Source organism: Selenomonas bovis DSM 23594 (assembly GCF_000381005.1).
Lineage (GTDB): Bacteria > Bacillota > Negativicutes > Selenomonadales > Selenomonadaceae > Selenomonas_C > Selenomonas_C bovis.
In genome coordinates this window covers 41,832-61,151 of the sequence record NZ_KB908393.1, presented here as the reverse complement: position 1 = coordinate 61,151, position 19,320 = coordinate 41,832, and the positions used below count along the sequence as shown (strand labels likewise).

Sequence of the window (19,320 nt, the reverse complement as noted above, 5' to 3'; positions counted from 1 at the left end):
TGGCGGAAAACAATCTTTATCATGGCTTTGCCGTCTACAATGGCAACCGCTATATGATTATCCGCAAGAAGCTGGAGGCATTCCTTGAGAGCGCAGAAAGCATATAGAAAGAAATAAGGAATTTTTTAGGCGGGCGGCAGAAAGAGCGGCGGCGCGTGAAGAAAACAGTTGCTTTTTCAGGCAGACAGAGTGATAGATAGAAGGGAAAAGGAGCGTGATACTATGGCAGAACGAAGGCGTGATGCCAGGAACAGACTGCTGCGGCAGGGAGAATCCATAAGGAAGGATGGCCGCTACCAGTACAAATACCAGGTCAACGGAAAGCCGCATTTCTTTTACAGCTGGCGCCTGGAAGACACGGACAGGCTGCCGGCGGGGAAGAAACCGTGCCTTTCGCTGCGGGCCATGGAAAAACAGCTCGGCGTGGACATGGCGACGCTTTCCGACCCGCTGGGGCAGAACATGACAGTGCTCGAACTGGTGAACCGTTACCTGCGGACGAAGACGGGCGTGCGCCCCAATACGAAAATGAACTACGGCTTCGTCTGCAACCTCCTGAAAAAAGAATCTTTTGCCGAACGGAAAATCCGGCACGTCAAGCGTTCGGACGCCAAGCTGTTCCTCATCAAGCTGCAGGAAGACGGCAAGGGGTACAGCACCATCCACAGTGTGCGCGGTGTGCTGCGCCCGGCCTTCCAGATGGCTGTGGATGATGAAATGCTCAGGAGCAACCCCTTCTCCTTCCCGCTTGTCAACGTCGTGGTCAATGATTCCGTCATGCGGCAGGCGTTGACGCCGAAACAGATGCGGGTCTTCCTGAAATTCGTCCATGACAGCGGCTGCTACGGGAAATACTACGAGGTGTTCTACATACTGTTCCATACCGGGATGCGTATTTCCGAGTTCTGCGGACTGACCATCCGGGACCTTGATATGGAAAACCGCATCATCGACATCAACCACCAGCTGCAGCGCACGAGCGCCATGGAGTACGTCATAGAGAAAACGAAAACCAATGCCGGTACGCGCAAGATTCCCATGACAGATGATGTCTGCCGCTGTTTTGCCGCTATCCTGGAAGACCGGCAGGCGCCTGCGGTAGAACCAATCATCGGCGGCCGTACGGGGTTCCTGTTTTATGACAAGCAGGGCATGCCGGAGGTGGCGATGCATTGGGAGCATCGGTTCAAGCACGCGCGGCAGCGATACAATGAAATCTACCGCGAGCAGCTGCCGCCTATCACACCGCATATCTGCCGTCACACCTACTGCTCCAACATGGCGCGGGCAGGCATGAATCCCAAGACGCTGCAATATCTCATGGGACACAGCGACATCAGCGTCACCATGAACACCTACACGCATCTGGGACTGGAGGATGCGGAAGCGGAACTGCGGCGCGTCGCGGAATCACAGGCGGCGAGGGAAGAACTGGAGAAACTCTCCGGCAAGGAGCACAGCGTCATAAAGTTTTCCCGTGAAGCGTGAGAAAAACGACGAAACGGCAGCCTGGCATGTTTGCTGGGCTGCCGTTTTGCTGTGTCAGGTTCTAAGGGTGCAGTGCGGGTGGAAGATTTCATGTGAGGGCGGCGCGCGATGCCCACAAGGTGGACGGTTACGCGTTGAGTTTGATATAATGAAAGGTAACGATTTGCGAGGATTTGCCAAGATAGCGCGAGAGTAGTAAAAGGCTCAAATTTTACTACGATTTTACTACGTTACACCGCCGTGATATGCCGTATTTTGCCCGTACTACCGGATTTTGGCCGGAGATGTGCGTGGCTTTCCGATGTGGCATAACGCGGCATGGTACGGCGGTTTGGGGAGGTTTGACTGGTGTTTCGGATACTTTTTGTTTGCCACGGCAATATTTGCCGGTCGCCGATGGCGGAGTTTGTGATGCGGGAGCTGGTGCGGCGGGCGGGGCTTGCTGAGGAGGTTGCGGTGGCGTCGCGGGCTTGCCGGACGGATGAGATCGGGAGCGATACGCATGCGGGGACGCGGCGGAAGCTGCGTGCGGAGGGGGTTCCTTTCGAGCGGCGGGCGGCGCGGCTGGTGCGGCGTGAGGATTATGAGCGCTATGATGTGATCGCGGCGATGGATGAGGAGAATATGCGCGATCTCTTGCGGCTGACGGGCGGCGATCCGCAGGGGAAGTGCCATCTGCTGCTTTCGTTTGCGGGCGAGGAGCGCGAGGTGGCGGATCCCTGGTATACGGGGAATTTCGATGCGACGTATGAGGATGTGCTGCGCGGCTGCCGCGCACTGCTCGCCGTGCTGGAGAAGCGGCTGCCCGCAGGGGAGGCGCGCGCGTGAGGCAGGGAGGCTGGCGGGCTGTGTCTGGGCGTTTGCTGCGCTCGTGGCGCTGGTCTGGGGCACTGCTTTTTGTGCTCTGTCTGACGAATGTGCCGTCGCTGATCCAGCGGGAGATGTTCGAGGGAGCGTCGCTCGCGTTCTTGCCGCGGGCAGGGTTGCTCGCGGAGGAGGCCGTGCGCGTGGCGGGGCTTTCGCTGCTCGTGACGCTTGTCTGCGGCTTTCTGCCGCGCGGCGGCCGCTGTCTGGTCGGGGCGGCGAGCGCGCTGCTCGCGCTGGTGGATGCGTTTACGCTGCGGCAGTATCACAGCGTGCTCGACGCGGGACTGCTGGAGGTCGTCGCCGCGACGAACCCGGCGGAGGCGCTGGAGTATGTCACGAGCCAGGCGCGGGTGATGGCGCCGTTCCTCGCTTGCGCGGCGCTGGCGGCGGCTTTGGCGCGCTGGCGGGGGGCGCTGCCTCGTGTTTGGCCGCGCGAGGGAGGCGCGGCGCGCGGGCGCATCTGGCCGCGCTGCCTGGCGGGGGCGCTGCTCGCCTTTTTCGCTGCGAGCGTCTGTCATGCGTGGCAGGATCCGGAGCAGCGCGTGGCGGATGTGCCGCGTGCGCTCTCGCTTTTCCGTCTGGCGACGAATGTCTCACAGGCGCAGGAGGAGATCGGTTCGACGGCGTATGTGGACTATACGCTCGCGAGCCAGCCGGTGGCGCTCACGGCTGCGTCGCCGGAGATCCCCTATGTGGTCTTCCTCCTCGGTGAGTCGACGAGCCGCCATCACATGTCGCTCTATGGCTACGGACTGCCGACGACGCCGCGCCTCGAGGCGCGCGACGCGCGGGGCGAGCTCGCGGTGTTCCGCGCGGTCACGAGCCCGCACGCGGGGACGTTGGCTGTGGTGCGGACGCTCTTCAGTTTCTACGACAACGCGTCGCCCGGTATGTGGTATGAGTATGGGAACGTGTTCGATATCCTGCGGCAGGCGGGCGTGCGGACGGCGTGGCTGTCGAATCAGGAGGCGTCGGGGTTCTACGGGAGCATCGGGCGGACGCTGGGCGGGCGCTGCGATGTGATGCAGTTCACGAGCCATCTGTCGCATTCGATCGACCTCTCGGAGCGGTATGATGAGGAACTGCTGCCGCTGCTCGATGGGGTGCTCGCGGAGCAGCCGGAGGCGGGCGTGCCGCAGTTCCTCGTGCTGCACCTGATGGGCGCGCATGAGGAGTTCGGGCGGCGCTATCCGGCGCCGTACGCGCAGTTCACAGAGGAGGATGAGCGCGGCCGCGGCGTGGCAGCGAGCGAAGAGGAACGCGCGGTGCGCGCGTCGTACGATAATGCGGTGCTCTACGACGACGCCGTCGTCGATGCCGTCATCCGGCGGTTCGAGGGGCGGGATGCCTTGGTCATCTTCCTCTCGGACCACGGGGAGGAGGTCTACGATGTGCGTTCGCTCGCGGGCCATGGCGATGAGTCGAGCCCGTGGCAGCGGGATATCCCCTGCGTATTCTGGATGTCGGAGACGTTTCGCGCGCAGCATCCCGCGGCGGCAGTCCGCATCCGCCGCGCGACGGGGCGGGCCTGGCAGAGCGATGAGATGATCCATACGCTGCTCGATCTGATGCAGATCCGCGTGCCGTCATACGATGCGCAAAAGAGCCTGCTCTGGGAGGAGCCGGACGCGGATGAGGGCAGCACGGCGTGAGGGCGCGCGGATGACGTGGAAGCCCTGGACTTGCGCAGGCGTGTGGTACGCTTCGGAGAAAAATGCGGCGTAAACCATTCTGTGGAGATTGACATTTTCGGAACGGCTGATTCATTCAGCCGTCCCTTTGCAGGAGGATGAGGCTATATGACACATGAGATCGAGGCGCTTCTTTCGTTCATTCAGCAGTCGCCGTCGCCGGCGCATACGGTGGCGGCCGCGGCGGCACGGCTGCGCGGCGCTGGCTTTGCGGAGCTCTCGCTCGCGGAGGACTGGCAGCTCGCGGCGGGCGGCCGGTATTTCGTCTCCGTGTACGGGACGACGCTGCTCGCGTTCACGGTGGGGGACGCAGGGCCGCTGCGCATGGCGGCGGCGCATACGGATTTCCCCTGCTTTCGGCTGAAATCCGCGGCGGGGCTCACGCGCGCGGGCTACGGCGTGCTCAATGTCGAGCCGTACGGCGGCCTCATCCTGCGCTCGTGGCTCGACCGTCCGCTCGGACTCGCGGGGCGTGTCGTGCTACGCGGGGCGGACGCGTTCCATCCCCGGGCAGAGCTTGTGGATTTCGCCCGGCCGCTCGTGACGATCCCAAGCCTCGCGATCCACATGGACCGCAAGGTCAATGAGGAGGGCGGGCTCAACGCGCAGACGGATATGCTGCCGCTCGCGGCGCTCCTCGGCGATATGGGAAAGGGCGACTGGTGGCAGGCGGCACTCGCGGCGGCGCTCGGCGTGACGCAGGAGGAAATCCTTTCCTATGAGCTTTCGACGTATCCCTTTGAGGCGGGCTGCGCGCTGGGGCTTGCGGATGAGCTTTTGTCCTCGCCGCGCCTCGACAATCTCACGTCGGTCTGGGCGTGCCTCGAGGGGCTCCTCGGCGCGTCGGCCGGCAGCGTGCCCGCGGGCGTGCGTCTCGTCGCGCTCTTCGACAACGAGGAGGTCGGCAGCCGCACGAAGCAGGGCGCGGGCTCGCTGGTGCTCGCTGAGGCGCTGCGCCGCATCTACGAGAAGTCGGGCGGCGATGCGGCGCGCGCGCAGGCGCTCGCGGACGGGTTCCTGCTCTCCGTGGATGTGGCGCACGGCCTGCATCCCGCGCATGAGGAAAAGAGCGACCCCGCGGTGCGGCCAGTGCTCGGCGGCGGCGTTGTCATCAAGCAGGCGGCGTCGCAGGCGTACGCGGGTGACGCGGAGGCGGTCGCCATCGTGCGGGAGCTCGCGCGGCTGCAGGCTATCCCGGTGCAGGATTTCGTGAACCGCAGCGACAGCCGCGGCGGCTCGACGCTCGGCTCCATCGCCTCGGCGCTCGTGCCCGTGCGCACGATGGATGTCGGCGTGCCCATCCTCGCGATGCATTCGGCGCGTGAGACGATGGCGGCAGCGGATGAAGCGGCGCTCATCTCACTCGTGCGGGCCGTACTCGCGTAAGATTAGCGCGTGTGTAGGAATTGTAATCGAACTGGCATCACAGTGCTGACCTGATCGCAGTTTGCTGGTAAAATCAAAGCGCAAGCGAATGGCGTCGCAAGGATGATCTGGCGAAGCGGGATGGCAAGAGCCGCCGACTGAGAGATGGGGGTCTCGGTCGACGGCTCTTCGTGTGTCTGCGTTTCCGCGCTGTACCAAATGTGACAGAAGCATCCCTGCATCGTCCGCTATACTGGAGGTGTTCCCGGGGGCGCGGCGGATCGCTGGCATCTGCGGCGTACTGTGCTCCGCGCCATCTGCGTAGCAGCTGCTTCTGGATCTGCGCACGAGCTGAGCACTGCAGGAGGCGGCAAACTGCGGATGCGAGAGGAAGTGCGCGAAATGCTGTGCGTCTCCCCGGGACAGGCAGAGGACACAGTCACCCCGAAAGGATGCGATACGATGATTACGAAAGATATGACGCTGGCGGATGTCGTGAAGGAACATCCCAATACGATCGGCTTTCTCAATGGCCTCCATCTCGATTACTGCTGCGGCGGTCACGATCCCATCGAGATCGCCGTCCGCGAGAAGGGACTCGACGTGGAGAAATTCCTCGCCGAGCTCAATGCGGCAGCGGCGCGGCAGACGGCGCAGCAGGACGTACATGCCGACATTGAGTCGTTCAAGGAACTCACGGTCAATGAGATGCTCGATGACCTCGAAGCCACGCACCATGTGACGGGGCGTCAGCTCATGGCGGAGACGGAGGAACTGCTCAACAAGATCCTCATCGTCCATTACCCGCATCACGGCGAGATGCTCACGCGCCTGCACCACCTCTACGCGGGGCTCAAGGCGGAGCTTGAAGAGCACTTCGCCAAGGAGGAGAAGCTCGTGTTCCCACTGATGCGCCAGCATCCGCATCCGGGTAAGGAGACGCTCGCGCTCGTGCAGGAGCTCGAGACGGAGCATAGCGGCGCGGGTGACATCATCAAGGAGATCCAGGAACTGACCGGCCAGCTCACGCCGCCAGCGGACGCCTGCCCGACCTTCCGGCGCACCTATACCGTCATGGGGCAGCTCTTTGACGACGTCTTCGTCCACATCTTCAAGGAAAATTCCATCGCGTTCCCCGAGTATGCCGAGCAGGTGTGAGGAACGGATGGCATGAGGCGCAGCTTGTCAGTGCAGGCGCGTGAAGACGGAGTGCCGAATGAATCAGTGGTTCCTAAAGGAAGTATCGCTTTCAAACGCAAAGGCGCGGCAGCCAGAATCTCTCTCGTTCTGGCTGCCGCGCCTTTGTCATTGGGGCTTTGCCGCCTTCAGCGGCGCTTATACTTGCCTGAGATGCCGCGCCGTACCGTCTGTTCCTCCTCGACGACGTCGACGATTTCCACGCGGTCGAGCATGCCCTTGACCTGGGCACGGATATCGGCGAGGTAGGCGGTGCGGAGGCGCTGCTGTTCTTCTTTTTCTGCGGCGGTGAGGCCCGTCGTGCGCTGCTTGCGCGCGAGTTCGTTGATGCGGGCGATGAGTTCTTTCGTGATCATGGTATTTCCTTTCTGTCAGGGAGGTTTCTGTGACTGGCGCTGCCTGGGCGGCGCTTTTCTTGTGCCTGGAGCATGTTGCCTGCGCTGGGGCGTTTTATAGGGCGTACGTTGTCCGTGCAAGGGATGCGTGCGGGGGAAGTCGAGGGGCAGGTGCGTGACTGCGCACGCGGGCGGCGAGGCCTTGGCGCTTTCTGGCGAGGTATGGCAGGGCGGGATGCATTGTGCTATAGTGGAGGGGAAGGATGAGAAGGAGGTGCGTGGGATGGCTTTGACACAGCCCACGCCGCCGACGCCGCCGACACCGCCTGCCGTGCCGCGTGTGGTGCTCGGCGGGGGCGGCTCGGTGACGGAGAGCACGCAGCCGGTGAGCGGTACGAGCAATGATGAGACGCAGGCGCGCGCAGCCGTCGCACATGGCGATGGGGCGCTGGAAAAGACGACGACCGAGAAGCCGCAGGGGAATCAGACCGCGCAGTCCGGTGCGCAGCAGCCCGCACAGACGCCGCAGCAGGCAGCGCAGACGGATGGTGCGCCAGAGGCCGCCGCTGGCACACAGCAGGGCGCCGCTGGCACACAGGGCGCGCAGGACGCGGCGGCGCTCCCTGCGGCCCAGCAACAGGCACTTGCGGAGGGACGGCAGATACCGGCGGCGGGCGGCCATGGCGCGCTCTACCTCGGATTCAGCGTGGTGTCGTTCCTCGTGCTCGCGGCTGCGGTCTTTTTCTGGCTCCGGCGGCGTTCCGCGCATGGCGGGCTACGCTTTCAGGAGATGGCGCAGGAACTGCGCGGCGCGGCGGCACCCTCCGAGGAGCGCCCCGAGCTGCGCGGCCTGACGGCTGGCGAGGTGCTCGAGGATATCGAGGCGGAGGAGCAGCGCGAGCTCGCGGCAGCGCGGGCGCGCGCCAAGGCCTGGCGGGCGCAGCGGGAGCATGAGCGCGCCGCCGCGTCTGCCGCATGGGAGCGGCGGGGTACGGATGATGGCCTGCCGCTCACGGGCGGCAGCGCCGCAGTATCGCCTCATCAGGCGCAGGTGGAAGCTGCGTCAGGGACTGCAGGGCCGCAGTCGCAACGCCCGCCCGCCGCATCGCCTGCGGCACGGCCCGCCGCGCGTGAGCGCGAGGTGCAGGAGGAGCAGCATTTCGAGGTGCGGATCTGATCGCTGATGCATGCGTGGTGATACTTCATACGTTCCATCGCCCTGCTGTCCTCGTCGCGTCCGCAGCGGCAGACGCGTAGACGCGGTCTATGCAGTGAGCCTGTTTCCCGGGCAAGCGCGCATGGTCGCTTGCGGCGGCAAACAAAAAAGAGATGCTCGCGCATCTCTATCGTTCGTATGGAGCGGGCGAGGGGAATCGAACCCCCCTCTTTAGCTTGGGAAGCTGACATTCTACCAATGAACTACGCCCGCATCATTGCTGACTTAAATAGTTTACCATGATGCGGGGTGGATTGCAAGGAGTTTTTGTGCGGTCGCCGTCATACCTGCGGCAGTTGCTGGATCGACCGGATCGGATACGGGATGTCGATGCCCTCCTCGCGGTAGCGGCGCGTGAGCGCTTTGATGAATTCGTGTTTCAGGAGGAACTGGTGGTCGAAGTTGCTGCTGTGCAGGATGACGTTGAAGTCGATGCTCGACTCGCCGAAAGCGGTGAAGCGCACGAGCGGCGGCTGCTGTACCTCGCTGTCGACGCGCGCGATGACTTCATTGGCGACCTCGAGCGTGACCTTTTCCACGAAGTCGAGGTCGCTGTCGTAGGCGACGCCGACGGGGATGCTGATGGTCATATCGAGCGCGGGCATGCTGAAGTTCGTGATGTTCGAGGAGGCGATTTTCTGGTTCGGGATGACGACCATGTTGCTGCCGCTCGCCGGCACGATGGTCGTGAAGCGCCAGGTGATGTCCGTCACGCGGCCTTCCTCGCCGGTGCTGAGCCGGATGTAGTCGCCGAGGCGCAGCTGTTTCGAGAGGATGAGGTGCAGGCCGGAGAAGATGTTGGCGAGCGTCTCCTGCAGCGCGAGGGCGACCGCCATGCCGCCGACGCCCATCGCGGTGAGGATGGGCGCGATGGAGATGCCGTAGTATTGGAGCACGACGAGCACGCCCATCGCGTAGATGATGACGGTGAGGATGGTCGAGAGCAGCGTGGTCTTCGGCAGCGGGCGGTCGGAGCGCTCGATGTGCATGGCGACGACGCCGTTGACCGTGCGCGAGACGACGCGTGTGATGGAGAGGATGATGACGGTGAAGAGGATGTAGGAAAAGAGGCGCGTGAGCGGCTCCGGGATGTCGATGGTGTTGACGATCCAGTAGAGGCCGACGACGAGCGCGAGGGAGATGGGCACGCCCTTGAGCGCATTGATGAAGACGTAGTGCCAGGTGCCCTCCTCGATGGAGAGATGCGTGCGGATGCGGCGGGTCACGAGCTTGTTTACGGCGATGCCCGCCGTGAGCGAGCCGATGAGGATGCAGCAGGGGATGGCGAGCATCTCGAGCAGGTGTTTCCAGTCAAACCAGCTGAGCCAGTCAAAATTCGGCAAGGGGATTCCTCCTATCACTGCCGCTGTCGGGATGTGTCCTACGGCAGCGGCTTGCGTTGATTTACACCTATTATACTATAAATGCGTGTGGGCGGCTATGGGAATCGCGTGCGGATGGGAGCGTTACATTTCGCAGGATCTAGCGCGATCGCAGACGCCGATTTGCCAAAAGTTTCTTTGATTTCATGGAGGGAAAAATAAGAAAGAGAAAGAATAGATAATAAGAAATATAATAGAAAAAGGATGCGCTTTCAAAGATAGACCATACTCAAAATCGAAGCATCCTTTGGCTGAATGAGCCGGAAAAAGGAGGGTGCCATTTGAACACTTATGCAGCACATATTACGCGCAGACATCACCAGGGGGAACCCACGGAAGAAGTGCAGACCGTCGCGGAGCATCTGCAGCACGTGTCGTCCCTGATGGGGAAGGATGCCGAGGGGATGGGGCTCTCCGCGCTCGCTCACCTGATCGGCATCCTGCATGACTTGGGGAAGATCAGCGATGAATTCCAACGGTATCTTCGTCATAACGTCGAGCATCCGGATCAGAAGTGGCCGCGTGGCACGGTCGTCCATTCGACGGCCGGCGGCAAGTTCCTCATGGAGCGATATGGATCGCTGCAGGAACCGGGCGTCATAGAGACCATCCAGCTGGTTGGCCTCGTCATCTTTTCACATCATTCGCCAACAGGACTGCTTGATTTCCTCAGCCCGGAGGGGAAGGATACCTACCGGAGACGGCTCTCTGATGAGGACCTTCCCGAGGTGGATCTTTCCTACTTTTTTGAAGCGGTGATCTCGCCTGAAGAGCTGGACAATCTGTTCCAGGCGGCGGTGCGGGAGGTCGTCGCTCTTGCTGATCAGTTCGGCAGCTACGGAGAAGGGATCGCCGACCATATGCCGGAGGTGGTGACCTTTTTCTGCGGCATGACGGAGAAGATGATGTACAGCCTGTTGATCGATGCGGATTGGCTCGACACAGCGGCGTTCGCACAGGGGGAGGACCCCACTGCTTGGGAGTGCCGCTGGGAGACGGAGGCGCTCTGGCAGAGGCTCGCGCAAAGGCTGGACACGCGGCTCGCTGCCATGGGGCGGGAGGGGCACGGCAATCCCATCGCGCAGGCGCGTGCGCAGGTGAGCGAGGAAGCCTATGCGGCCGCGGCTCGCCCGCAAGGCATCTACCGCCTTAGCGCGCCGACGGGCAGCGGCAAGACGTATGCCAGCCTGCGGTTTGCCCTGCACCATGCCTTGCGGCAGCACCAGAAGCACATCTATGTAATCTTGCCCTACACGTCCATCATCGAGCAGAATGCGCGGGACATCCGCCAGGTATTGCAGGAGGACGAGGCGATATTGGAATATCATTCCGATGTGCTGGCGGAGGAGACGCTGGCGCCGGCGGATGAGGAGGGTACGGTGCGGGCGCTGCTTGCCGAGCGCTGGGATGTGCCCATCATCTTCACGACGCAGGTGCAGTTCCTGCAGGCGCTCTTCGCGGGCAGCGCCGCTTCGGCACGCCGCCTCCGCTCCCTGCGCGACAGCGTGATCATTTTCGATGAGGCGCAGACGATTCCTGTGAAATGCACGGACATCTTCAATCTCGCCATCGATTATCTCGCGGCGTTCCAGAGGGATACGGTCGTCCTATGCACGGCGACGCAGCCGTCGCTGGGCGCATTGAGCTATCCGCTCCGCTTCGCGGCGCAGGCGGAGATCCTCAAAGACCGCTCGGCGCTCTTCGCCGCTTTCCGGCGGACGCGGATCGAAGCAGAGCTGCCTCCCGGGGGAGAGCGCATCGAGGCGCTCGCGGCGAAAGCCGTGCACGAAGCGATGCGGGAGGGGAGCCTCCTTTTCATCTGCAACTTGACGAAGGAAGCGCGCCTGCTGTATCAGGAGGCACAGGAAACGGCAGCAGAGGTAGGAGCACCGCTTCAGATCTATCACCTGAGCACGAAGATGTGCCCGGCGCATCGGCGAGAGTGCCTCGCGCGCATCAGGAAAGCGCTGAAAGGAAAGACACCCTTGCTGGTGCTCAGCACCCAGTTGATCGAGGCGGGCGTAGATATCTCCTTTGCCTGCGTCTACCGCGTCCTTACGGGCAGCGCCTCGATCGCGCAGGCCGCGGGACGCTGCAACCGCCACGGGGAAAAGCCGTATGGCAGGGTGAAGATCGTTTCCATCGAGCAGGAGAACCTTGCCCATCTTCCGGATCTCGCCAAGGGGGCGCAGGTGACGAGGGATCTTCTCGCGCTGGGGCGAGAGGCGGACACCCTGCTCGAGCCCGAGGCCATCGAGGAATATTTCCAGACATTCTACCGGAGGTATACGGAGGCGGAGAAAGCGTATGCGCTCGCAGACGGCATCACGCTCCTCGACCTTTTGAGCTGCAACGCGCACGGGCTCCAGGCCTATCTCGAGCGAGGAGGTGCAGAGGCGGAGCTCCCGTGCTTCCTGCAGGCGTTCCAGCGGGCGGGGAAGGAGTTCTTCGTCATCGATCGGAATACGGTGAGCGTGCTCGTCCCCTATGGGGAAGGGAGATCGTATATCGAGGCGTTCTCTGCGCCTCCGCAGCCGTGGGAAATGGCAGAGGCGTATCGGAAGCTGCGTGCGGCGCAGCCCTTTATGGTCAATCTGTTTTCCTGGGAGCTCAAGAAATTAGAAGAAGCTGGTGCTCTGTGGGAATCTCCGGCAGGAATTTATAGCATGAGAGAAGAATACTATGATGAAAGTATTGGAGTTCAATTCGAAAATCAAAAGAATGAGTTTTGTTTCATGGGATGAGGTGAAAGCATGCGAAACGGCATCATGTTCAAAGTGTATGGACGCATGGCGCTCTTTACAGATCCTTTGACGCGCATCGGCGGCGAGAAGGCCAGCTATGCCGTGCCGACCTACCAGGCGCTCAAGGGAATCGTGGAAAGCATTTACTGGAAGCCGACGATCCTCTGGTATATCGATGAGGTGCGCGTGATGAAGGAGATCCGCACCCAGTCGCGTGCCGTCAAGCCGAGGAAATATCAGGAAGCGGGCAATGATCTCTCCATCTATCAGTATCTGCGCGATGTGTGCTACGAGGTCAAGGCACATTTCGAGTTCAACCCGCATCGGCCCGACCTCGCGGCGGACCGCAATGAGAACAAGCATTGGCAGATCGCAAGGCGCATGGTCGAGCGCGGCGGGCGGCGAGACATCTTCCTGGGGACGCGGGAATGTCAGGGCTATGTGGAACCCGTAGCGTATGGCAGGGAAAAGGGATTCTATGATGATGCCGGGAATATGCCGCTGGGCGTGATGTTCCATGGCTTCAATTACCCGGACGAGACGGGGCGGGATACGCTGGAGGTACGGCTTTGGCAGGCTGTGATGGACCATGGCATCCTGCACTTTCCCCGCCCGGAGGCCTGCCAACTTGTCCGCACGGTCCGCAGCGGCATCGTGCCGAAGGCGTTTCGCGCGGAGGACGTGAAGGCTGTGGAGGAAGAAGTGAGGGAATTGACGGAGGAACGGATGGGAGGTGCGCAGGGATGAGTTGGATACAGCAGCTCATGGCGACGTACGATGACAATCAGGCGCTCGCGGGCACTCCTGGGCCGCATGGCATCAGCGATGAACTGCCGCCCGTCGGACATATGATCGTCAATGCGCAGATCGAGCTCACCATCGATGCGCAAGGGAAGTTCGTCCAAGCGCATGCCATCCCGAAAGAGGAGGAGCCGACGCTCATCCCCTGCACGCCAGACTCCGCCTCGCGCACGGCGAGTCCCGTGCCGCATCCGTTGCATGATAACCTTTCCTACATTGCAAGGGATTATGGCAGCTATGGGACCGTGAAGAAAGAGTCTCCGTATGCACTCTATATCGAGCAGCTGAAGGCGTGGACGGACGCATCGGATTGCCCGCCGTCAGTGCGAGCGGTCTACCTTTATGTGACGCAGCATGACCTGATTCATGATCTGATTGGAGCGAAAGTGCTATACGAAGAGGCGCCGGGGAAACTTCTGGAGAAGTGGAAAGGCGCGGCGGGGGAGAAACCGCTCCTCTACCAGGTCACGGTGGGATCGCTCCTGAAATCCATGGTGCGATTTCGCGTGATCGGAACGGACCGCATACCGGAGCTATGGCTTGACCGGCAGGTGCAGGAAGCCTGGCAGGCGTATTTCGGGCGCTGTCACGCGGAGAAGCAGGCGCTCTGCTATGCGACGGGGACGATGGCACCCCTGACGACGAAGCATAACAAGGGGATTCGCTTTTCCGGTGATGGGGCGAAGCTGATTTCCTCGAATGATAAGAATGGCTTTACCTTCCGTGGCAGGTTCGCGGAGGCAGAGGAATGCCTCTCCGTCGGCTATGAAGCGTCGCAAAAGGCGATGAATGCGCTCAGGTGGCTCATCCGCAAGCAGGGATATCTCGTGGCGGGGAGGGTCTTTCTCGCCTGGGGGAGGCTGGGCATCGATGTCCCCTCGCCTGCGGTGAGTACCCCGCGGCTCTTGTTCGGCGGTGCCCGGCGGGCGGGACTCGCCAGGCAGCCGGATACGATGTCCAGTTGGGCGAAGGCACTGACCGCTGCGATGGACGGTTATCGCCATGAGTTCAGGCGCCGGCAGGGCAGCCAGGTAAATGTCATGATCCTCGATGCCGCGACCTCGGGCCGCATGTCGATTTGCTACTATGACGAGTTGGCGGGACAGGAGTTCATCTCTCGCCTGGAGATGTGGCACGCGCGTGGGATGTGGCGGCAGCATGCGTACGATGAGGAGGAGAAGAAGACCTTCGCCTTTTTCGGCGTACCATCTTCCAAGAAACTGATCCAGGCATGCTATGGGAGGAACCTCTCGGATAGCAAGCTGCGGCTTGAGACTGAGCGGCTCTTCACGGCCATCGAGCAGGGGCACGATCTCCCGCAGGAATTCCTGGTTACGGGGCTTCGCGTGGCAGTCAAGCAGGCGGCGGTGGAAAGCAACCGATGGCAATGGCTCTACGCCCTTGTCGAACCGGTCTGCTCCATCGCCTGCTATCACTTCTATCATCAAAAGGAGGAATACTCTGTGGCACTCGACGAACGCAATGCGAACCGCTCGTACCTCTACGGGCGGTTGCTGGCGCTGGCGGATCAGCTGGAGCTTGCGACCTATCGGCCGGAGGAACGAAAGACACGCCAGACGAATGCGATGCGGTATATGGAGATCTTCTCTGACCGTCCTGCAACGACCTGGCGGACGCTGCAGAAGAAACTGCTTCCCTACGAACACCGCAGGGAAGCCTACGGAGGGAAGGAGCGGAAGCTCATCCATCAAGTCGGCAGTATGTTCAAGGAAGAGGACTTCCTCTCTGACCGGCCTCTCGACGGCAGGTTTCTTCTGGGCTTTTATGCGCAGGAATACGCCATCGAGCAGGAAATTGCAGAGCGGAAAAAGGCGAAAGCACAAAAAGAAGTCGCAGGAGAGGAGAATGCATGATGACGGCACTTGAGAACAAGATTGATTTTATCGGTTTCCTTACGGTCACGAGGGCGAACCCGAATGGCGATCCCCTAAACGGCAATCAGCCGCGCACCGACTATGATGGCTATGGAGAGATCTCCGATGTCTGCCTGAAACGGAAAATCAGGAACCGTCTGCAGGACATGGGGGAGCCGATCCTCGTGCAGTCCAATGACCGCAGCGATGATGGCTTCACCAGCATCCGCGAACGCGTGGAGTCCAATCCCGCCTTGGAGAAAATTTTGAAGATGAAGGAGAAAGAGAAAGGCCGTACGCAGATGTTCGCGGAGGAAGCGGCCAAGGCCTGGATTGATGTGCGCGCGTTCGGGCAGGTGTTTGCCCTCAAGAAAGCAACCGGCGTAGACGCAGTATCCGTCGGGGTGCGCGGTCCGGTGTCCATCCATCCGACCGTCTCGCTCGACCCCGTGACCATCACGGACCAACAGATCACGAAGAGCACGAATGGAGAGCCGGGGGAAACGAAGGGCTCAGACACGATGGGGATGAAGCATCGCGTGGACTTCGGACTCTATCGGTTCCAGGGCAGCATCAACGTCCAGCTGGCAGAGAAAACCGGTTTCTCGGCAGAAGATGCCGAGGAAATTAAGCGAGCGCTCGTGACGCTTTTCGAGAATGACGCGTCGTCGGCACGCCCAGAAGGCAGCATCGATGTGGCAAGGCTCTATTGGGTCGAGCATCCCGGGAGGACGGGCATCGCCAGCGCGAAAGTCCATCGCAGTGTCACAGTGCGGAAGAAGGAAGGAGTGGAGCGCCCGAAGTCCTTGGCGGACTATACGATGGACGATACGGCACTCCGGGCATTGCCGGCGTTAGAGATTGAGCTCTATGAAGAGGGAGAGCGCAAAGGCTGAGGGAGGGGATGGCCATGCACGCGCAGGGCGAGCACAACGATTTCACCACGTATGGGGAAGACGAGTACCTGCAGATTGCGGAAATCCAGCATTACCAGTTCTGTCCCAGGCAGTGGGGGCTCATCTATCTGGAGCATCAGTGGGCAGAGAACGTGCTGACGGTGGAAGGCACGCTCCTGCATCAGAAGGCCCATGATCCAGAGATCAAAGAAAAAAGAGGAAACCGTATCGTCAAGCGCTCGCTGCGCGTAGCGTCTCCTCGGCTCGGCGTCGTGGGGATGTGCGATGTCGTCGAATTCATCCGCGACGAGACAGGCATCCGCCTCCCTGCATACCAGGGGCGATATCGGGTGCTCCCGGTAGAATATAAACGTGGGCGGCCGAAGGAAGGGAAGGAAGATATCTTCCAGCTGACGCTCGAGGCGATGTGCCTCGAGGACATGCTGGTCACCAGGATCGACGAAGGCTGCCTGTACTATGGGGAGACCCATCATCGCTTGACCGTCCCCTTGAAGGGGGCAATCCGCACGCAGATCGAAAAGACCTTGCAGGAGATCCGCAATTTCCGGGAGCATCGGCAGACGCCGCGCGTGAAGCGGCGGCGTGGCTGCAAGAGCTGTTCCCTGAAAGATCTCTGCCTGCCGGAACTAAGCAGGACCAAGTCGGCGCATGCCTACATGATGGGAGTGATTTCCGAATGAAACCACTACTTAATACGCTGTTTATTACGACGGAGGGCGTATATCTCGGGTTGGATGGGGAAACCATCGTCATATCGAAAGAGAAAGAGGTGCTCGCGCGTGTTCCGCTTCATAATTTCGAACAGGTCACCGTCTTTGGCTATCTGGGCGCCAGCCCGGCCCTGATGAAGAAATGTGCAGAAAACAACATCGCCTTGAATTTCATGACGCCTAGCGGCCGTTTCATGGCACGCATCATCGGCAGGACCAATGGGAATGTCTTGCTGCGGAAAGAGCAATATCGCTGCTCCGACGATGCAGAGAAAAGCCTGCTCTACGCGCAGGGATTCCTCGCAGGGAAACTCTACAATGCGCGTTGGGTCCTAGAACGCATGCTCCGGGATCATCCGGACCGGATCGATGTCGAAGCGTTCCGGCGAGAAAGCGATCGATTGAAGCGCGCCTATCAGGAGGTCATGCAGTGTGAGAGCCTAGACGCCCTGCGGGGAATCGAAGGAGAGGGAGCGAAGGCTTACTTTTCTCGATTCGATGCGATGATTCTTCAGCAGGAAGAAGACTTTTTCTTCACGGAACGAAACAGGCGGCCGCCACTCGATCGGATGAACTGCCTGCTTTCCTTCCTCTACGCGCTCTTGGCAAACGATGCGGCAGCAGCCCTGGAAGGCGTCGGACTGGACTCATACGTCGGCTTTCTCCATAGGGATCGGCCGGGGAGAATCTCTTTGGCACTGGACCTCATGGAGGAACTCCGTCCCGTGATGGCAGATAGGCTGGCGCTATCACTCGTCAATCGAAAAGCGCTGCGAGCGCAGGACTTCCGCCAGGAAAGCAACGGGGCGGTGCTGCTCACGGAGGAAGGCCGGAAAAAGACGCTGAAAGCATGGCACGATATGAAAGAAGGAGAACTAAAGCACCCGTATCTCCAGGAAACCATGAAATGGGGCCTGGTACCACACGCTCAGGCGCTACTCTTAGCAAGGGCTCTGCGTGGAGATCTAGATGCCTATCCGGCGTTTCTCTGGAAGTAGGTGACTGCGGTGTATATCCTCGTTACGTATGATATCGCCACGACGGATCCGAAAGGAGCAAAACGCCTGAGGCGGGTAGCAAAGTACTGCCAGGATTATGGTCAGCGCGTGCAAAATTCGGTTTTTGAATGCAAGATCGACGCGGCAAAGCTCGCCCAACTGAAAGCGAATCTCCTGAGGTGTATCGATGAGGCGAAAGACAGCCTGAGGATCTATTATCTCGGGAGCGAAAAGCGGTTTAAAGTAGAGCATTATGGAACGAAGCAATCGTTCAACCTTGAGGAGGTAGTGATTATCTAGTCGGAGTGCGAATCCCAAGCAAACAGAAATCCCCATTTCTGCGCTGTGCGCGGGATCCTTTGAGGACAAGTAAATAGCACACTTGGCTTGGACGTCACTCCGATGAAAGAATTTACAAGGTCCCTAAGAACAGAAAAAATCGTGGAAAAAGTGGAGCTTCAATCCCTTTTTTCACGTGGCAGAAGGGAGATAGTGGAACCCTCTGCTGTCGCTCCCCGCGTGGGAGCGTGGATTGAAACCCAGACCACATCAAAGCAGACTTAGAATTATGGAGGTCGCTCCCCGCGTGGGAGCGTGGATTGAAACTCTTAAATAGCCTCCGAACTGAACGAGTAAAAAGGTCGCTCCCCGCGTGGGAGCGTGGATTGAAACATCCCTATCCGCAATCGCCTACACATGATTGTAAGGTCGCTCCCCGCGTGGGAGCGTGGATTGAAACATCAACGGCGCTCGCGCCCTGCTTCATAGCCGGGTCGCTCCCCGCGTGGGAGCGTGGATTGAAACCTGCGATGGGAAAGGTTCTGCTCATCAAAAGAAGTCGCTCCCCGCGTGGGAGCGTGGATTGAAACAGAGTTATCTTTATCGTAGTTATCCATATTCAGAGTCGCTCCCCGCGTGGGAGCGTGGATTGAAACTCAAAGAGTTAAGAAGAAAGGCGGTTATCAAAATGTCGCTCCCCGCGTGGGAGCGTGGATTGAAACCCTGATTTCCCTCGCAAAGTTTGCGCAAAAAAAGGTCGCTCCCCGCGTGGGAGCGTGGATTGAAACCTGAGAACAACTATATGGGTTCGCATGTTGCATGGCGTCGCTCCCCGCGTGGGAGCGTGGATTGAAACCTCGCCCATGACATTTCTCTAGCCTCCTACCATCGTCGCTCCCCGCGTGGGAGCGTGGATTGAAACCAGAATGTTACCCATCCTATGAATGTAATCTCTAGTCGCTCCCCGCGTGGGAGCGTGGATTGAAACGCGTCACAAATCATCACCGGATGATTTATGACGTCGCTCCCCGCGTGGGAGCGTGGATTGAAACATTGGTGGGGCGCATTTCTTCTTTGCTAAAGATTGTCGCTCCCCGCGTGGGAGCGTGGATTGAAACGGAAGAACGCCAACACGGCGGCAGCACTGCTCATGGTCGCTCCCCGCGTGGGAGCGTGGATTGAAACATTGGTGGGGCGCATTTCTTCTTTGCTAAAGATTGTCGCTCCCCGCGTGGGAGCGTGGATTGAAACGGAAGAACGCCAACACGGCGGCAGCACTGCTCATGGTCGCTCCCCGCGTGGGAGCGTGGATTGAAACATCCGAATATACGGGATATCCGAATTCAGCGGTCAGGTCGCTCCCCGCGTGGGAGCGTGGATTGAAACGTACAAAGTCATACCAGTGAAGGGTAAGGCGTTTGTCGCTCCCCGCGTGGGAGCGTGGATTGAAACATTA

Annotated in this window: 15 protein-coding genes, 1 tRNA gene and 1 CRISPR repeat array; of the genes, 13 read left to right on the top strand and 3 right to left on the bottom strand. The window is 60.4% G+C overall.

Annotated elements, in window-relative coordinates:
- Positions 1–222 precede the first annotated feature (222 nt).
- From F599_RS0108180 to F599_RS0108160, 5 genes are all read left to right on the top strand, one after another.
- A complete protein-coding gene (locus F599_RS0108180; protein WP_019543043.1) occupies positions 223–1,488 on the top strand; it encodes a site-specific integrase in 1,266 nt (421 codons plus the stop codon).
- 348 nt (positions 1,489–1,836) lie between these two features.
- A complete protein-coding gene (locus F599_RS0108175; RefSeq protein ID WP_033369280.1) occupies positions 1,837–2,316 on the top strand; it encodes a low molecular weight protein-tyrosine-phosphatase in 480 nt (159 codons plus the stop codon).
- 20 nt (positions 2,317–2,336) lie between these two features.
- Positions 2,337–4,007: a phosphoethanolamine transferase gene (locus F599_RS0108170; protein WP_156021977.1), complete on the top strand. Its 1,671-nt coding sequence runs from the start codon at positions 2,337–2,339 to the stop codon at positions 4,005–4,007.
- Positions 4,008–4,154: 147 nt separating this feature from the next.
- A complete protein-coding gene (locus F599_RS0108165; protein ID WP_019543040.1) occupies positions 4,155–5,432 on the top strand; it encodes a M18 family aminopeptidase in 1,278 nt (425 codons plus the stop codon).
- A 441-nt stretch (positions 5,433–5,873) separates the two neighbouring features.
- Entirely contained in the window at positions 5,874–6,569 is a 696-nt protein-coding gene (locus F599_RS0108160; protein ID WP_020700544.1) for a DUF542 domain-containing protein, read from the top strand.
- Positions 6,570–6,736: 167 nt separating this feature from the next.
- Here the strand turns inward: F599_RS0108160 and F599_RS0108155 are convergent, their stop codons facing one another.
- Positions 6,737–6,964 (bottom strand): DUF896 domain-containing protein, encoded by a 228-nt coding sequence (locus tag F599_RS0108155; protein ID WP_019543038.1) that lies wholly within the window; start codon positions 6,962–6,964, stop codon positions 6,737–6,739.
- 262 nt (positions 6,965–7,226) lie between these two features.
- Between F599_RS0108155 and F599_RS0108150 the strand changes: the two genes are divergently transcribed.
- Entirely contained in the window at positions 7,227–8,120 is an 894-nt protein-coding gene (locus F599_RS0108150; RefSeq protein ID WP_019543037.1) for a hypothetical protein, read from the top strand.
- Between the two features lie 178 nt (positions 8,121–8,298).
- On the opposite strand, the gene F599_RS0108145 is transcribed toward F599_RS0108150, so the two are convergent.
- Both F599_RS0108145 and F599_RS0108140 read right to left on the bottom strand, forming a co-directional pair.
- Positions 8,299–8,372, bottom strand: a tRNA-Gly gene (locus F599_RS0108145).
- A gap of 68 nt (positions 8,373–8,440) precedes the next feature.
- Entirely contained in the window at positions 8,441–9,451 is a 1,011-nt protein-coding gene (locus F599_RS0108140) for a mechanosensitive ion channel family protein (RefSeq protein ID WP_051081680.1), read from the bottom strand.
- A 371-nt stretch (positions 9,452–9,822) separates the two neighbouring features.
- Here F599_RS0108140 and F599_RS0108135 point away from each other — a divergent pair, with 371 nt between their 5' ends.
- From F599_RS0108135 to cas2, 7 genes are read left to right on the top strand one after another with little or no spacing between them, the layout of a single operon-like run.
- Positions 9,823–12,285: a CRISPR-associated helicase/endonuclease Cas3 gene (locus F599_RS0108135; RefSeq protein WP_019543035.1), complete on the top strand. Its 2,463-nt coding sequence runs from the start codon at positions 9,823–9,825 to the stop codon at positions 12,283–12,285.
- Positions 12,286–12,294: 9 nt separating this feature from the next.
- Positions 12,295–13,032 (top strand): type I-C CRISPR-associated protein Cas5c, encoded by a 738-nt coding sequence (cas5c, locus tag F599_RS0108130; protein ID WP_019543034.1) that lies wholly within the window; start codon positions 12,295–12,297, stop codon positions 13,030–13,032.
- The gene (gene cas8c, locus F599_RS0108125; RefSeq protein ID WP_019543033.1) at positions 13,029–14,960 is read left to right on the top strand and encodes a type I-C CRISPR-associated protein Cas8c/Csd1; all 1,932 of its coding nucleotides are present in this window, start codon (positions 13,029–13,031) and stop codon (positions 14,958–14,960) included. The genes cas5c and cas8c overlap by 4 nt, the downstream gene beginning before the upstream one ends.
- Positions 14,960–15,856: a type I-C CRISPR-associated protein Cas7/Csd2 gene (gene cas7c, locus F599_RS0108120; RefSeq protein WP_019543032.1), complete on the top strand. Its 897-nt coding sequence runs from the start codon at positions 14,960–14,962 to the stop codon at positions 15,854–15,856. Before cas8c ends, cas7c begins: the two co-directional genes overlap by 1 nt.
- Before the next feature lie 14 nt (positions 15,857–15,870).
- Positions 15,871–16,557 (top strand): CRISPR-associated protein Cas4, encoded by a 687-nt coding sequence (gene cas4 / locus F599_RS0108115; protein WP_019543031.1) that lies wholly within the window; start codon positions 15,871–15,873, stop codon positions 16,555–16,557.
- Positions 16,554–17,585, top strand: coding sequence for a type I-C CRISPR-associated endonuclease Cas1c (cas1c, locus tag F599_RS0108110; RefSeq protein ID WP_019543030.1), 1,032 nt, complete (start codon positions 16,554–16,556; stop codon positions 17,583–17,585). The genes cas4 and cas1c overlap by 4 nt, the downstream gene beginning before the upstream one ends.
- The gene (gene cas2, locus F599_RS0108105) at positions 17,586–17,885 is read left to right on the top strand and encodes a CRISPR-associated endonuclease Cas2 (protein ID WP_019543029.1); all 300 of its coding nucleotides are present in this window, start codon (positions 17,586–17,588) and stop codon (positions 17,883–17,885) included.
- 207 nt (positions 17,886–18,092) lie between these two features.
- Positions 18,093–19,316: a CRISPR direct-repeat array (repeat unit 32 nt; unit sequence GTCGCTCCCCGCGTGGGAGCGTGGATTGAAAC).
- Between the last annotated feature and the right edge of the window lie 4 nt (positions 19,317–19,320).

Bases quoted from the DNA above. Each gene is read 5' to 3' on its own strand.
- F599_RS0108180 (WP_019543043.1), top strand. From the start codon at position 223: ATGGCAGAACGAAGGCGTGATGCCAGGAACAGACTGCTGCGGCAGGGA.
- F599_RS0108165 (WP_019543040.1), top strand. From the start codon at position 4,155: ATGACACATGAGATCGAGGCGCTTCTTTCGTTCATTCAGCAGTCGCCG.
- F599_RS0108160 (WP_020700544.1), top strand. From the start codon at position 5,874: ATGATTACGAAAGATATGACGCTGGCGGATGTCGTGAAGGAACATCCC.
- F599_RS0108155 (WP_019543038.1), bottom strand. From the start codon at position 6,964: ATGATCACGAAAGAACTCATCGCCCGCATCAACGAACTCGCGCGCAAG.
- F599_RS0108150 (WP_019543037.1), top strand. From the start codon at position 7,227: ATGGCTTTGACACAGCCCACGCCGCCGACGCCGCCGACACCGCCTGCC.
- F599_RS0108140 (WP_051081680.1), bottom strand. From the start codon at position 9,451: ATGCTCGCCATCCCCTGCTGCATCCTCATCGGCTCGCTCACGGCGGGC.
- cas5c (WP_019543034.1), top strand. From the start codon at position 12,295: ATGCGAAACGGCATCATGTTCAAAGTGTATGGACGCATGGCGCTCTTT.
- cas8c (WP_019543033.1), top strand. From the start codon at position 13,029: ATGAGTTGGATACAGCAGCTCATGGCGACGTACGATGACAATCAGGCG.
- cas7c (WP_019543032.1), top strand. From the start codon at position 14,960: ATGACGGCACTTGAGAACAAGATTGATTTTATCGGTTTCCTTACGGTC.
- cas4 (WP_019543031.1), top strand. From the start codon at position 15,871: ATGCACGCGCAGGGCGAGCACAACGATTTCACCACGTATGGGGAAGAC.
- cas1c (WP_019543030.1), top strand. From the start codon at position 16,554: ATGAAACCACTACTTAATACGCTGTTTATTACGACGGAGGGCGTATAT.